The sequence below is a fragment of the Mesorhizobium sp. P160927 genome (assembly GCF_057766385.1).
Window position 1 is genome coordinate 3,392,954 of the sequence record NZ_JBYMDW010000001.1, and the last position, 13,534, is coordinate 3,406,487.

Here is a 13,534-nt window from a genome sequence, read left to right on the forward strand (position 1 = left end):
CTATCTGGCCCTACACCTGACCGTCATAAACGGGTAGTTTGCTCCCATGAACCAGCACGCCAACCTCCGCATCGGCCATTCGGCCTGTCCGCATGATTGCCCGTCGACCTGTGCTCTCGAGGTCGAACTGCTCGACGGCAACCGCATCGGCCGGGTCCATGGCGCGAAGGCCAACAGCTACACGTCGGGCGTCGTCTGCGCCAAGGTCGCCCGCTATGCCGACCGCGTCCATCATCCCGGTCGGCTGCTGAAGCCGCTGGTGCGCAAGGGCGCCAAGGGCGAGGGCGTCTGGCAGGAAGCGAGCTGGGAGGCCGCACTCGACCTCATCGCCGAGAAATTCGACGCGGCCGAAGCGAAGTACGGCTCGGAGACGGTCTGGCCCTATTACTATGCCGGCACAATGGGGCTGGTGCAGCGCGACGGCATCGAGAGGTTGCGCCACGCGAAAAAGTACTCGGGCTTCTTCGGCTCGATCTGCACCAATCTCGCCTGGACCGGCTGGATGATGGGGGCAGGCGCGCTGCGAGGACCGGACCCGCGCGAGATGGCGAAATCCGATTGCGTGGTGATTTGGGGCACCAACGCCGTGGTCACGCAGGTCAATGTGATGACCCACGCCATCAAGGCGCGCAAGGAACGCGGCGCGAAGATCGTGGTCATCGACGTTTATGAGAATGCGACGATGAAGCAGGCCGACATCGGTCTGGTCCTGAAGCCCGGCACCGACGGCGCGCTCGCTTGTGCCGTCATGCATGTCCTGTTTCGCGAAGGCCTGGCCGACCGCGCCTATCTGCAGAAATACACGGACGATCCGAAGGGCCTGGAGGCGCATCTCGTTACCCGCACGCCGGAATGGGCGGCTGATATCACTGGTTTGACGGTCGCCGAGATCGAGACCTTCGCGCGCCTCGTCGGCACGACGAAAAAGACCTATTTTCGCCTCGGCTACGGCTTTGCCCGCCAGCGCAACGGCGCCGTCAACATGCATGCCGCGTCCTGCATCGCCGCCGTCACCGGCGCCTGGCAGTATGAGGGTGGCGGCGCCTTCCATTCCAATTCCGGCATCTTCAAGCTCAACCAGGAGGTGCTGGAGGGCACGCGCATGCGCGATCCCTCGATCCGCTATCTCGACCATTCCCGCATCGGCCCGGTGCTGACCAGCGCCAGTGACGCGCTCTATGGCGGACCGCCGGTGACGGCGATGCTGATCCAGAACACCAATCCGGTGAATGTCGCGCCCGAGCAGCGGCTGGTGAAGCAGGGCTTCCTGCGAGACGATTTGTTCACCTGCGTGCACGAGCAGTTCATGACGGACACGGCCAAGCTGGCCGACGTCTTGCTGCCGGCGACTATGTTTGTCGAGCATGACGATATCTACAAGGGTGGCGGCAACCAGCACATCACCTGCGGCCCCAAGCTGATCGAACCGCCGGAAGGGCCGCGCACCAACCATTTCGTCATCGAGCAACTGGCCGGGCGCCTTGGTGTCGCCGACAGGCCGGGCTTCGGGCTGACCGAGCAGCAGCATATCGACATCATCCTCGGCAAGCGCGGCTTGGGCAGCTTCGCCAGCTTGGAAGAGCAGAAGTGGATTGATCTGCAGCCGGATTTCGACACGGCCCATTTCATCCGGGGCTTTGGCCATGCGGATGGCAAATTCCGTTTTCGCGCCGACTGGACCGGCCAGGCGGCTCCCAACCGGCCGCCGAAGAGCATGGGCCTGTTCGGCCCGGTGGTGCGATTGCCCGAATTTCCCGATCATGTCGACCTGATCGAGGTGGCTGACGAAGCCCATCCGTTCCGGCTGACGACCTCGCCGGCGCGCAACTTCCTCAACTCGACCTTTTCCGAAACACCGGTGTCGAAGGCCAAGGAGGGCCGCCCGGAAGTCCTGCTGCATCCCGATGACGCGGCGGCTCTAGGGCTGGCCGAGGGCGACCGTGTCGAAATCGGCAACACGCGCGGCGAGGTGGTGCTGCACGCCAGATTGTTCGGCGGCGTCAAGCGCGGTGTCGTGATCGCCGAAGGTATCTGGCCGAACAGCGCGCATGAGCGCGGCGAGGGCATCAATGTGCTGACCGGCGCCGACGCCCCGGCACCCTACGGCGGCGCTGCCTTTCACGACAACAAGGTCTGGCTGCGCCGGGCGCAAGAGCTGAGTCCATAGCGACCGCGATTATCGATTGCGCCTGATGTCAATTTGTCCATCGTAATGGGAGAGTGTCGATGGCAGGCGCGATTTCGCTTCTGGGAATACCGCATGACGAGAATTCGTCCTACCTCCAGGGTGCGGCCAAGGCGCCGCCGCTCATCAGGCGCGAACTCACCAGCGATGCTTACTCCTCATGGAGCTAGACCGGCTTCGACCTGACCGGCCGCTTCGTCGATCATGGCGACATCGGCTTCGACAAACCTGGCGATCCCTGGCAGCGCATCGAAAGCGAAGTCGGTCGCGCCCTGGACGCTGGCCACCCGCTGATCAGCCTTGGGGGCGACCATGCGATCTCCTGGCCGGTGCTGCGCGCGGTGCTCCGTCGCCACCCGAGCCTGACGATCGTGCATATCGATGCTCACCCCGACATTTATCATACCTACGGTGACAATCCGCGTTCGCACACCTCGCCATTCGCGCGCATCATGGAGGAACGGCTAGCCGACCGACTGATCCAGATCGGCCTGCGCACCGTGAACGACCATCACCGTGATCAGTTCAAGCGCTTCGGCGTCGAGGTCGTGGAGGCCGCTCATTTCGGCGAAAGCCCGTCGCTTGATCTCAAGACGCCGGTCTATATCTCGATGGATCTCGACGGGCTCGATCCAGCCTTTGCGCCCGGCGTCTCCCACCGCGAGTCTGGCGGCCTGTCGACGCGGCAGGTCATCAACCTGATTCAAGGCATCAACCAGCCGATCGTTGCCGCTGATATCGTTGAATACAATCCGAGCCAAGACCTCTCCAACATGACGGCGCTTGTCGCCGCCAAACTGACGAAGGAGATCGCCGGCATGATGCTCAGGACATCGCCCGCGGTGGATTGAGGGCGCGGTCTGGGATCACACCGGCAGGGTTTCGGCCACCTTTTTCCTGTTTTGCCGCTGGCGGATGTCGTCGGCGACCGCCTGGGCTTCGATGCCGATTTCGCGCAACAGCCCGGTGACCGCATTGTGAAAGCCGACCAGATAGAGGCCGAGATCCGAAGCTCGGGCATTGACGCCGCTGGGGGCAGGCTCCACGCCGGGTTCGAGGAACCTGGCATAGCCTGGCCGGTAGCCGGTGGCGAAGAGGATGGCGTCGAATTCGCCGTGCTTGCCGTCCGCAAAACGGGCACCGCTTTCCGAGATTTCGGCGATGTCGGGCGCCACCTTGATCGCACCTTCCCGGATCTTGCCGATGGTGCCGACATCGATCACCGGAATGCGCGACGCAAGGGCGATCTGCTGCAGCAATCCCTGCTTCGGCCGTCTGAGCCCAAACTTCTCCAGCCTTCCCAGCACCAGATCGAGGATGACGGGGAACAGCGCGTCGTTGATGCGCCGCGGCCCGAGCCGCGTCGCCATACCGACCATCTGGATCGGCACGCCGAACAGTTCGCGCGGCACGATGTGAACGCCGCCGCGCACCGAGATCGTCGGTCGGGCGCCGCCTTCCACCAGATCGAGCGCAATCTCCGCGCCGGTATTGCCCATGCCGACCACCAGCACCTGCTGGCCGGCAAAAGGCGCGGCGTTGCGATAGTCGGCGCTGTGCAGCGTCATGCCCTTGAAGGCGTCGATACCGGCAAATCTGGGCAGCAAGGGTTCGGCATTGTAGCCGGACGCGATCACCACATGCGAAGCGCGTAAGGCGCCGGAGGTCGATTCCACCCGCCAACCGCGGCCCTCCCGGGCGACCGCCCGCACCGTTTCGCCGAAACGGGGCTCCAGGTCGAAGCGTTTTGCATAGGCGTCGAGATATTCGACCACGAGGTGGCGCGGCACATAGCGCGGATAATCCCTTGGGAAGGGAACGAAGGGCAGCGATGAGTAACGCTTCGTCGTATGCAGATGCACGCGGTCATAGTGACGCCGCCAGGCTGGCGCGGCCTGCTGCTCCTTTTCGAGCATGACGAAATCCTGCCCGGCCTGGCGAAGACACGCGGCAACCGCCAGGCCCGCCGGCCCGGCACCGATGATCGCGACTTTCGTGGTTTCGTCCATGCGCGCCTCCCTCCAATTGGCGATCCAGAATGTCAGAAACGTGGCAAGGGTGCCACCGGCTCATCCAGGCAGGGGCACCGTCAACCCGACCTTGGAGCGGTCCATGGCGACGAAGGTGCGGAACTTCCGCACATTGTTGCTGCCGAAGAACAGTTTTCGCGTCAGCGCCTCGTAGGCACCCATGTCGGCCACGGTGATGACGAGGATGAAGTCGGCCTCGCCGGTGACATAATAGCATTGCTGTACTTGCGGCTCCGCCGAGAATTGCCGCTTGGCCTCGTCGATCAGTTCGGTGCGTTCGCTCTCGAGCTCCACCTCGACGAAGATAGTGATTGGCTGGCCGACGGCCGCCGGCTCGACAATGGCGACATTGCCGGCAATGACGCCGGTCTGCTCCATGCGGTTGATGCGGCGCTGCACCGCCGGCGCCGACAGGTTCACCGCCTCGCCGATCAGCCGTTGCGGCGTCGTGTTGTCCCGCTGCAGGATGGCAAGGATGGCCAGATCGAAGCTGTCGAGTGAGGCTGGCCACCGAGACATTGTTATCCTGACGAAATAAACTTGCATTTCGAGAGCCAAAATACGGCGCTTTTTGCGCAAGGTTTGCAATATCTTCTCTTTGGACGACGCCAAGGAGAGCCGCCAATGTTCCTGCCCAATCGCCATGCCTTGCATCGCCAGCCGCTGGACGAGGCCGATGCCGAAACCGTCGGCATCGCCGGGGCGGATACTGTCGAGCGTTTCCTTGCCTGCCGTGACAATCATCTGACGACGCCGCTGCACGCCCTGCCGGCATTGGCTGGCGAACTCGGTCTCGGCACCTTGCATGTCAAGGATGAGGGCTTTCGCCTCGGCCTAGGCAGCTTCAAGGCGCTGGGCGGCGCCTATGCGGTCTTCCGTCTGGTCCTGGAGGAGGCAAGCAAGCGGCTCGGCCGATCCGTCGATGTCGGCGATCTCGATCGGCCCGAGGTCCGGTCGGTCGCGGCGACCATGACGGTTGCTTGCGCTACCGACGGCAATCATGGCCGCTCCGTCGCGCAAGGCGCCGAGCTTGTCGGCGCAAAGGCAGCGATCTTTGTCCATGCCGGTGTCAGCGACGGGCGCGTCGCGGCCATCGCCTGCTATGGGGCGGAGATGATCCGCGTCGACGGCAATTACGACAATTCGGTCAGGCAGGCGGCGCGCGTTGCCGCGGAGAAAGGCTGGACGGTGGTTTCCGACACGTCATGGCCGGGCTACGAACGCATTCCGGGCCTCGTCATGCAGGGCTACACGGCGATCGTGCGCGAGGCGCTGGGCCAGATCCCCGAACCGCCGACCCATGTCTTCGTGCAAGCCGGCGTCGGCGGCATCGCGGCGGCGGTCGCCGGCCATCTCGCCATAGTGCTTGGCGAAGCCAGGCCGGTTTTCACGGTGGTGGAACCCGCACGTGCCGCCTGCGTTTTCGGCGCCGCCAAGGCCGGGCATCCGATCAAGATCACGCATGGCGAGGCGACAGTCATGGCGATGCTCGAATGCTACGAGGCGTCGCCGGTCGCCTGGCGCGTGCTGGCACGCGTCGCCGATGCCTTCATGACCGTCGACGAGGACGAAGCCATCGCCGTGATGCGGCGGCTGGCACGCCCGGCCGGCAACGATCCGGCCATCGTCGCCGGTGAAAGCGGCGGCGTCGGCCTTGCCGGGCTGATCCGGGCGATGGCCGATCATAAGGCCGAGCTTGGCCTCGACGCCACTTCGCGCGTGCTGGTCGTCAACACCGAAGGCGCGACAGATCCCCACCGCTATGCCGAACTCGTCGGCACGAGTCCGGCGGATGTGCTTGCCGGTAATGTGCTTTCTGGAGCGACGCCATGACCTTGATGGATCCAATGACCTTGATCGATGCAATGACCTCGATCGACGCACAAAGGCTGCTTGGCCGCATCCTCGAGCTCGGCGGCATCGGTCGTGATGGCGAGGGCCGATTGGTGCGGCTGGCCGCCTCCGACGCCGACAGGCTGGGTCGCGACCGCTTCGTCGGCTGGCTGCGCGAGGCCGGTCTCGAAATCGCCATCGATCGCATGGGAAATATCTTCGGCGTCTGGCAGGTGCCGGAGAATGCCGGCCATGCGCCGATCCTCATCGGCTCGCATATCGATACCGTCATCGATGCCGGCATCTATGACGGCTCCTACGGCGTGCTCGCCGGGCTGGAGGTGATCGAGACTCTGAAGGCGTCGGCTCTTGTCCCGTCGCGCCCGCTCGCGGTCGCCGCCTTCACCAACGAGGAAGGGGTTCGCTTTTCCCCCGACATGATGGGTTCACTGGTCCATGCCGGCGGCGTCGGTATCGACGAGGCGCTGGCGGCCGTCGGCACCGACGGCAGCGTGCTGGGAGAGGAACTGGCCCGCATCGGCTATGCCGGCGACGAGGAGCCGGGCTTCCTCAAGCCGCATGTCTATCTCGAATTGCATATCGAGCAGGGCCCGGTTCTGGAACGCGAAGGCGTGCCGATCGGTGCTGTGGAAAACCTGCAAGGCATCTCCTGGCAGCGCATCACCATAGACGGCGTCGCCAACCACGCCGGCACCACGCCGATGTCGATGCGCAATGACGCCGGGCATGCGGCTGCGCGTGTCGTCACGTTCCTGCACGACCGCGCCAAGGCCTCGAACACACCGACCGTTGCAACGGTCGGCACGATGCGTTTCGAGCCAAACGCCATCAATGTCATTCCCTCCCGCGCCGTCTTCACCGTCGACCTGCGCGACCCTTTCGAGCATCGCCTGCAAGCCGAGGAAGCCGCACTCGCCGCGTTTCTTGAGGACCTCGCGGCCGACGATGGCGTCACTATCTCGATCGAGCGGCTGGCCCGCTTCGAGCCGGTGATCTTCGATGTCAGCATTGTCGAATTGATCGAGACTGCCGCGAAAAAGCGCGGGTACGCATCGAAGCGCATGACCTCAGGCGCCGGCCACGATGCGCAGATGATGGCGCGGCTCGCGCCCGCGGCGATGATTTTCGTGCCGAGCGCCGGCGGCATCAGCCACAATCCGCGCGAACATACCGCCGATGCCGAGCTTGTCGCCGGCGCCAACATCCTGCTTGATATCGTCGCCCACCTTGCGGATCCGGAGGTATCAGGCAATGGCTGAAATCGATCGTGATGTGCTGAAGCTGGAGATGACAGGGTGGCGGCATGATCTGCACGCGCACCCTGAATTTGGCTTCGAGGTGGAGCGCACCGCGGCCTTCGTTGCCGCCAAGCTGCGCGAATTCGGCCTGGACGATGTCGCCGAGGGTGTCGGCGGCACCGGCGTCGTCGGGACTTTGAAGCGCGGCAGCGGCAACCGCGCGATCGCGTTGCGGGCCGACATGGATGCTCTGCGCATATCAGAGCAATCGGCCGCGCCATACCGCTCCGGCAATCCCGGAATCATGCATGCCTGCGGCCATGACGGCCACACGGCGATGCTGCTCGGTGCGGCCAAGCTCCTGGCCGAGGAGGGCGGTTTCGACGGCATCGTGCGCTTCATCTTCCAGCCGGCGGAGGAATGGGGAAAGGGCGCGTTGGCGATGCTCGACGATGGCCTGATGCAGCGCTTTCCCTTCGACGAGATATTTGGCCTGCACAACATGCCGGGCTTGCCGATCGGACATTTCGAGACCCGCGTCGGCCCGGTCATGTCGGCCGAAGACATCTTCGAGATCGTGCTCAGGGGATTGGGCGGCCACGCTGCGCGGCCGCATTCGGGCCATGAAACGCTGGTCGCTGCCTGTGCGCTGGTTACCAACCTGCAGACCATCGTCTCGCGCCGGCTGAGTCCGGCCGACATTTCAGTGGTTTCGGTGACCGAACTGATCACCGACGGCACCCGCAACGCACTGCCGGGCCTTGCCCGCATCCTTGGCGACGCGCGCAGCTTCCGCTCCGAGGTCAGCGCCGAGATCGAATGCCAGATGCGCATCATCGCCGAAGGCATCGCTACCGCCTACAACGTTGCCGCCGAGGTCAACTACACCAGGGAATTCGTGCCTTTGCGCAACGATGCCGAGCTGGTCGACGCGGCCTTTGCCGCCGCCGGGACTGTTTTCGAACGCCGCAATATCGCGGTCGCCCGCGAGCCGATGACGGCGTCGGAGGATTTCGCCCGCTTCCTCGACCACGTGCCGGGCTGCTTCGTCTTCCTCGGCAACGGCGAGGCCTCGGCACCGCTTCACAATTCCAGCTACGACTTCAACGATGACGGGCTGTTGTTCGGCGCCAATTTCCATGTCGCCATCGCCAGGCAGCGGCTTGCGACTTGAAATCCGCGGGCGCTTTTCGCGGCATTTACCGGGGGAAAAACGCCCGGGAAGGCCGAAATACTTGATCTCGCATGACGCTGCGGCAAGACTCAGCTAGCCTCGCTCACGCGGCGGACCTGATATCCGCCTGGCCGGCGCTATCAGATTACCTCCCAAGCGGCGCCGGCCTTCTCCCCTCTGCGCTAAATTAGATTTTAAAGTTGGAGCGCTCGCGCTTGGCGGAAGTTAGGGTTTTGCTGTCATGGCTGTGGCACGTTTTTGGGTGCTGCGGGTTCAGGATGCGCGGGCGGAGCTGGATAAAGGCGGTGCGTGAGGATGAAGCACGGCGGGTGCGCGCCCGCATCGCTCAACTCGAACAAGATTTGACCGCCGCCTCGGCGCGGACACGACAGCTGCGCCAGGACGCAGGCCCCGAGTTGCGCAATGCCAAGTTCCGCCTCGACCGTATCGATGAATGCATCGGGGCAATGCGTTGAAGATCCCGCCATCGTTTTTCACTGGCTGGCAATGGCATTGTTCACGACAGGAATGGCGAGATCTTGATCGGCCCCAGTTGCCTTTGTCGGCGGCAATTTGTTGTCGCAGGCCGAGAAAGCCAAAGTCACCAGCGCGAGGATCAGTCCCAGCTTTTTCATGGCTCCTTCCTCCACCCGCGGAACGAGGTGGTGTCGGTTTGGTTGCACGATTGCGCCGAGGGAACAAAATCCCCCGCCTCAGGTTGACCCAGCGAAGGAGGACCGCCGCATGATCCGTTTGCTTCTGGTGGGCACGCTGGCCTTTGTCACTTACCGTCTCGCCCGCAAGATGATCGACGAGGTTCCCGACAGTGTCGATCCGCTCTTGCTGCCGGCGCCCGCAAACGACCGCGAGGCGCTGCGCCGGCAGTCGGCGTCGATGGGCGTTGACCCGAAGCGCTGATTGCTCCCGCTATATCGGCGGAGTTGCTTCTCTGTTGCGAACAAAGCGGAAACGATGCTTGATGGGCGATGAACCTCGCCGCCCATGATTCGACGTTTGTGGAACAGACCGTTCAGCCGGCCTATCTCGCCCGGCTGAACGACGCCCAACGGCAGGCGGTCGAACATGGCGACGGCAAGATTGCCGGCCCGCTGCTGGTTATCGCCGGCGCCGGCTCCGGCAAGACCAACACGCTGGCGCACCGTGTCGCCCATCTGATCGTCAAGGGAGCCGACCCGCGCCGCATCCTGCTGATGACCTTTTCGAGGCGCGCCGCTTCCGAAATGGCGCGACGTGTTGAGCGCATCGCCGGCGAAGTGCTCGGCCGCGACGCCGCGGTGATCACGGACGCGCTGACCTGGGCCGGCACTTTTCATGGCATCGGCGCGCGGCTGCTGCGGGATTATGCGCTGGAGATCGGCCTCGATCCGGCCTTCACCATCCATGATCGCGAGGATTCCGCCGATCTGATGAATCTCGTGCGCCACGAACTCGGTTTCTCCAGGACGGAAGCGCGCTTTCCGACCAAGGGCACCTGCCTTGCCATCTATTCGCGCGCCGTCAACGCGCAGGCGCCGCTGGGTGAGGTACTAGGGTCTGCCTTCCCCTGGTGCGCCGGCTGGGCCGAGCAGCTCAAGCAATTGTTTGCCGGTTACGTCGACGCCAAGCAGGCGCAGAATGTGCTCGATTACGACGATTTGCTGCTCTACTGGCCGCAGATGACGGCCGAGCCTGAAATCGCCACGCATCTGGGCGGACGGTTCGACCATGTGCTGGTCGACGAGTATCAGGACACCAACCGGCTACAGGCCTCGATCCTGATGGCGCTGAAACCCGACGGTGCCGGGCTGACGGTCGTCGGTGACGACGCGCAGTCGATCTAATCGTTCCGGGCCGCCGAAGTGCGCAACATTCTCGACTTCCCCAGACAGTTCGCGCGGACCGCCGATGTGGTGATGCTGGAGCGCAACTATCGCTCGACCGAGACCATTCTGGCGGCTGCCAATGCGGTCATCGGCGAAGCCTCGGAGCGCTTCACCAAGAACCTGTGGTCGGAACGCAAATCCGCCGATAAGCCAAGACTAGTGACCGTGCGCGACGAGGTCGAGCAAGCGAACTTCGTCTGCGACACCATCCTTGCCGAGCGCGAGGTCGGTACCGCGCTGAAGTCACAGGCGGTGCTGTTTCGCGCCTCGCACCACAGCGGGCCGCTGGAGATCGAGCTGACGCGGCGCAACATTCCCTTCGTCAAGTTCGGCGGCCTGAAATTCCTCGATGCCGCGCATGTCAAGGACGTGCTGGCGGTGCTGCGTTTTGCCGAAAATCCGCGCGATCGTGTCGCCGGCTTTCGCGTGCTGCAGCTTCTTCCCGGCATCGGCCCTTCCGCCGCCGCGCAGATCGTCGAGGCCATGACGTCGGCGCTGGACGAGGCGATGGGCCTGGCCGGCTGGCGTCCGCCGCAGCGTGCCGCGGACGACTGGCCCGGCTTCGTCTCGCTCTATTCCGGCTTGCGCGCCGGCGCCAAATGGCCGGCCGATCTCGAACAGATCAGGCTGTGGTACGAACCGCATCTGGAGCGCATCCACGAGGACGCGATCACGCGCCGCGCCGACCTGCTGCAACTCGAGCAAATCGGCTCGGGCTATGCTTCGCGCGAACGCTTCCTGACCGAGCTGACGCTCGATCCGCCGGATGCAACCAGCGACCAGGCCGGCCCTCCGCACCGCGACGAGGACTATTTGATCCTGTCGACCATCCACTCGGCCAAAGGCCAGGAGTGGAAGAACGTCTTCGTGCTGAACACGGTCGACGGCTGCATTCCGGCCGATCTCGGTGTCGGGACCAAGGAAGATATCGAGGAGGAGCGACGGCTGCTCTACGTGGCGATGACACGGGCCAAGGACAGTCTCAACCTCGTCATGCCACAGCGCTTCTTTCCGCATGGCCAGGCGGCACGCGGCGACCGCCATGTCTACGCCTCGCGCACCCGTTTCATTCCGGCCTCCATCCTCGCCGCGTTCCAGCAGCTTTCGTGGCCGGCCGCGCAAGCGGCGCAGGGCAGGGCGCCTCGGCCGGAGGTGCGCGTCGACATCGGCGCGCGCATGCGCGGCATGTGGAAATAGCAGGAGCCGATGCCGCAGCCGCCGATCAGGATCGCCATTTCTGGCGCTCTCGGCCGCATGGGTCGCCAGATGGCGGATGCGGTGCGGGCCGATGCGCGTCTGGCGCTCGCCGGCTGCTTTCACCCTCCGGGCAGTGTCGGCGATGGGCTGGTGAGCCGCGACGAGGCTATTGCCATGGCCGACGTGGTCGTCGACTTCACTACGCCGGCCGCCTCCGCGGAACTGGCCAGATTGTGTGCCGAAAGGGGCGGGCCAGCCTTGGTGATTGGCTCGACGGGTTTCGAGGCCGCCGAGATAGCCACCATCGCCGATGCCGCGAAAGCCATTGCCATCGTGCGCTCCGGCAGCTTCTCGCTCGGGCTCAACATGCTGGTCGGATTGGTCGAACAGGCGGCGCGGGCGCTCGACCCCGACGACTGGGATGCGGAGATTTTCGAGGCGCATCATCGCCACAAGATCGACGCGCCTTCGGGCACGGCGCTGATGCTGGGGCAGGCGGTTGCCGGCGGACGCGACGTCCGGCTGGACACGGTTGCGAGGCACGTCCGCGATGGTGTCACCGGCGCGCGGCCGGCGGGCGAGATAGGCTTCGCGGTGGCGCGCGGGGGCGGCATCGTCGGTGAGCACAGCGTCAGCTTCCGCGCCGAGGGCGAGACCGTCACCGTGTCGCATTCGGCTGGCGACCGCATCATGTTTGCACGCGGCGCCATCGCCGCGGCACTCTGGGTGGCGGGCCGCGCTCCCGGCGAATACGACATGCGCGACGTGCTGGGGCAGAGCGCTCGGGCGTGACGCTGCGAACGTTTTTGCCTCGCGGCTGAAAGCCAGCTGAAAGCTTGGGCATGTCATGACGGTTTTGCGGTGTCACCGCATGTCCGACCCGCGACGGTCGGCGAGGGAGGAATGCGGCGCGGCTTCACAGCCCGCCGCCCAAATGGAGGAAGTTTTGTGACCGGTTTCATCTCGAAGCGTGCCTTGCGCACCGCTGCCTTGACGCTTGCCATCACCGCCACGGGCGCCACAGTGGCATTGGCGGCCGACGAAAAGATTTCCATCATGGTGGGTGGCTACGAAAAGCAGATCTATCTGCCCGCCAAGCTCACCGAGGCCCTGGGCTATTTCAAGGACGAGGGTCTCGACATCGAGTTGCTGAACGAACCGGCCGGCGTCGATGCCGAAAACGAGATGCTGGCCGGCGCGGTGCAAGGCGTTGTCGGCTTCTACGACCATTGCATCGACCTCCAGGCCAAGGGCAAATTCGTCGAGTCCATTGTCCAGTTCAGCCAGGCGCCCGGCGAGGTCGAACTGGTTTCGACAAAGCATCCCGAAATCAAGTCACCGGCCGATTTCAAGGGCATGAGCCTTGGTGTCACCGGCCTCGGCTCCTCGACGAACTTCCTCACTGAATACCTCGCCGTGAAGAACGGCTTGAAGCTAGGTGAATTCACCTCAATCCCCGTCGGCGCCGGCGATACGTTCATCGCCGCGATGCAACAGGACAAGATCCAGGCGGGTATGACGACTGAACCGACCATCACCCGGCTCCTCAAGACGGGTGAAGCGAAAGTCCTTGTCGACATGCGTACGATAGAAGGCACCAAAGCCGCGCTCGGCGGCACATATCCGGCCGCCTCTCTCTACATGCAGACGGACTGGGTCGAGGCCCACAAGGATGTGGTGCAGAAGCTGACCAATGCTTTCGTCAAGACGCAGAAATTCATCAATACCCATAGCGGCGCTGAAATCGCCGACAAGATGCCGAAGGACTACTATGTCGGTGACAAGGCAGGCTATGTGAAGGCTCTTGATGACGGCAAGGCGATGTTTACCGCCGACGGTATAATGCCCGAGGGCGGCCCCGAGACGGTGCTGACTGTGCTGTCCGCCTTCAAGAAGGAACTGCAAGGCAAGCAGATCGACCTGTCGAAGACCTATACGACGGAATTCGTCAAAAACGCGAAGTGACCCGTCTG

At 64.1% G+C, this 13,534-nt stretch carries 14 protein-coding genes and 1 pseudogene; 11 read left to right on the forward strand and 4 right to left on the reverse strand.

Going from position 1 to position 13,534, the window contains the following annotated elements; translation table 11 throughout:
- Positions 1 to 46 precede the first annotated feature (46 nt).
- On the forward strand, positions 47 to 2,167 hold the full coding sequence (locus tag AC3CB8_RS16280; RefSeq protein WP_352565153.1) for a molybdopterin-containing oxidoreductase family protein: 2,121 nt from the start codon (positions 47 to 49) through the stop codon (positions 2,165 to 2,167).
- A 59-nt stretch (positions 2,168 to 2,226) separates the two neighbouring features.
- A complete protein-coding gene (locus AC3CB8_RS16285; protein ID WP_352565155.1) occupies positions 2,227 to 2,355 on the forward strand; it encodes a hypothetical protein in 129 nt (42 codons plus the stop codon).
- Here AC3CB8_RS16285 and AC3CB8_RS16290 read toward each other — a convergent pair.
- Complete coding sequence (locus AC3CB8_RS16290) at positions 2,344 to 2,499, reverse strand: hypothetical protein (RefSeq protein WP_352565157.1); 156 nt, start codon at positions 2,497 to 2,499, stop codon at positions 2,344 to 2,346. The genes AC3CB8_RS16285 and AC3CB8_RS16290 overlap by 12 nt on opposite strands.
- Between AC3CB8_RS16290 and AC3CB8_RS16295 the strand changes: the two genes are divergently transcribed.
- Positions 2,434 to 3,036, forward strand: a complete 603-nt coding sequence (locus AC3CB8_RS16295) for an arginase family protein (protein ID WP_352565214.1) — start codon at positions 2,434 to 2,436, stop codon at positions 3,034 to 3,036. The two genes, AC3CB8_RS16290 and AC3CB8_RS16295, sit on opposite strands and share 66 nt — an antisense overlap.
- A gap of 15 nt (positions 3,037 to 3,051) precedes the next feature.
- Here AC3CB8_RS16295 and AC3CB8_RS16300 read toward each other — a convergent pair whose 3' ends face one another.
- Together AC3CB8_RS16300 and AC3CB8_RS16305 are read right to left on the reverse strand one after the other, a co-directional pair.
- Complete coding sequence (locus tag AC3CB8_RS16300; RefSeq protein WP_352565159.1) at positions 3,052 to 4,194, reverse strand: flavin-containing monooxygenase; 1,143 nt, start codon at positions 4,192 to 4,194, stop codon at positions 3,052 to 3,054.
- A gap of 60 nt (positions 4,195 to 4,254) precedes the next feature.
- Positions 4,255 to 4,734, reverse strand: coding sequence for an Lrp/AsnC family transcriptional regulator (locus AC3CB8_RS16305; protein ID WP_352565161.1), 480 nt, complete (start codon positions 4,732 to 4,734; stop codon positions 4,255 to 4,257).
- 105 nt (positions 4,735 to 4,839) lie between these two features.
- Between AC3CB8_RS16305 and AC3CB8_RS16310 the strand changes: the two genes are divergently transcribed.
- The 4 genes from AC3CB8_RS16310 to AC3CB8_RS16325 all read left to right on the forward strand — a co-directional run bounded on the left by AC3CB8_RS16310 (position 4,840) and on the right by AC3CB8_RS16325 (position 8,957).
- A complete protein-coding gene (locus tag AC3CB8_RS16310) occupies positions 4,840 to 6,048 on the forward strand; it encodes a diaminopropionate ammonia-lyase (protein WP_488377324.1) in 1,209 nt (402 codons plus the stop codon).
- Positions 6,049 to 6,080: 32 nt separating this feature from the next.
- Complete coding sequence (locus AC3CB8_RS16315) at positions 6,081 to 7,328, forward strand: Zn-dependent hydrolase (protein WP_352546659.1); 1,248 nt, start codon at positions 6,081 to 6,083, stop codon at positions 7,326 to 7,328.
- Positions 7,321 to 8,481 carry a M20 aminoacylase family protein gene (locus AC3CB8_RS16320; protein ID WP_352565165.1) on the forward strand — a complete coding sequence of 387 codons (1,161 nt, stop codon included), beginning with the start codon at positions 7,321 to 7,323 and terminating at the stop codon, positions 8,479 to 8,481. Before AC3CB8_RS16315 ends, AC3CB8_RS16320 begins: the two co-directional genes overlap by 8 nt.
- Positions 8,482 to 8,786: 305 nt before the next feature.
- Positions 8,787 to 8,957 carry a hypothetical protein gene (locus AC3CB8_RS16325; RefSeq protein WP_245276104.1) on the forward strand — a complete coding sequence of 57 codons (171 nt, stop codon included), beginning with the start codon at positions 8,787 to 8,789 and terminating at the stop codon, positions 8,955 to 8,957.
- 18 nt (positions 8,958 to 8,975) lie between these two features.
- On the opposite strand, the gene AC3CB8_RS16330 is transcribed toward AC3CB8_RS16325, so the two are convergent.
- On the reverse strand, positions 8,976 to 9,116 hold the full coding sequence (locus AC3CB8_RS16330; protein ID WP_023782926.1) for a hypothetical protein: 141 nt from the start codon (positions 9,114 to 9,116) through the stop codon (positions 8,976 to 8,978).
- Positions 9,117 to 9,225: 109 nt separating this feature from the next.
- Between AC3CB8_RS16330 and AC3CB8_RS16335 the strand changes: the two genes are divergently transcribed.
- From AC3CB8_RS16335 to AC3CB8_RS16350, 4 genes and pseudogenes are all read left to right on the forward strand, one after another.
- Positions 9,226 to 9,399 carry a hypothetical protein gene (locus AC3CB8_RS16335; RefSeq protein ID WP_015318449.1) on the forward strand — a complete coding sequence of 58 codons (174 nt, stop codon included), beginning with the start codon at positions 9,226 to 9,228 and terminating at the stop codon, positions 9,397 to 9,399.
- A 68-nt stretch (positions 9,400 to 9,467) separates the two neighbouring features.
- Positions 9,468 to 11,561: pseudogene (locus tag AC3CB8_RS16340) on the forward strand (ATP-dependent helicase).
- 9 nt (positions 11,562 to 11,570) lie between these two features.
- The gene (gene dapB / locus AC3CB8_RS16345) at positions 11,571 to 12,353 is read left to right on the forward strand and encodes a 4-hydroxy-tetrahydrodipicolinate reductase (RefSeq protein ID WP_352565169.1); all 783 of its coding nucleotides are present in this window, start codon (positions 11,571 to 11,573) and stop codon (positions 12,351 to 12,353) included.
- Positions 12,354 to 12,521: 168 nt separating this feature from the next.
- A complete protein-coding gene (locus AC3CB8_RS16350) occupies positions 12,522 to 13,526 on the forward strand; it encodes an ABC transporter substrate-binding protein (protein ID WP_435053048.1) in 1,005 nt (334 codons plus the stop codon).
- Positions 13,527 to 13,534: the final 8 nt, after the last annotated feature.

What these genes read in the sequence shown, in the direction of transcription:
- AC3CB8_RS16305 (WP_352565161.1), bottom strand. Translation starts at nt 4,734, where the DNA reads ATGTCTCGGTGGCCAGCCTCACTCGACAGCTTCGATCTGGCCATCCTT.
- AC3CB8_RS16335 (WP_015318449.1), top strand. Translation starts at nt 9,226, where the DNA reads ATGATCCGTTTGCTTCTGGTGGGCACGCTGGCCTTTGTCACTTACCGT.
- AC3CB8_RS16280 (WP_352565153.1), top strand. Translation starts at nt 47, where the DNA reads ATGAACCAGCACGCCAACCTCCGCATCGGCCATTCGGCCTGTCCGCAT.
- AC3CB8_RS16300 (WP_352565159.1), bottom strand. Translation starts at nt 4,194, where the DNA reads ATGGACGAAACCACGAAAGTCGCGATCATCGGTGCCGGGCCGGCGGGC.
- AC3CB8_RS16330 (WP_023782926.1), bottom strand. Translation starts at nt 9,116, where the DNA reads ATGAAAAAGCTGGGACTGATCCTCGCGCTGGTGACTTTGGCTTTCTCG.
- AC3CB8_RS16290 (WP_352565157.1), bottom strand. Translation starts at nt 2,499, where the DNA reads ATGGTCGCCCCCAAGGCTGATCAGCGGGTGGCCAGCGTCCAGGGCGCG.
- AC3CB8_RS16320 (WP_352565165.1), top strand. Translation starts at nt 7,321, where the DNA reads ATGGCTGAAATCGATCGTGATGTGCTGAAGCTGGAGATGACAGGGTGG.
- AC3CB8_RS16315 (WP_352546659.1), top strand. Translation starts at nt 6,081, where the DNA reads ATGACCTCGATCGACGCACAAAGGCTGCTTGGCCGCATCCTCGAGCTC.
- dapB (WP_352565169.1), top strand. Translation starts at nt 11,571, where the DNA reads ATGCCGCAGCCGCCGATCAGGATCGCCATTTCTGGCGCTCTCGGCCGC.
- AC3CB8_RS16285 (WP_352565155.1), top strand. Translation starts at nt 2,227, where the DNA reads ATGGCAGGCGCGATTTCGCTTCTGGGAATACCGCATGACGAGAATTCG.
- AC3CB8_RS16310 (WP_488377324.1), top strand. Translation starts at nt 4,840, where the DNA reads ATGTTCCTGCCCAATCGCCATGCCTTGCATCGCCAGCCGCTGGACGAG.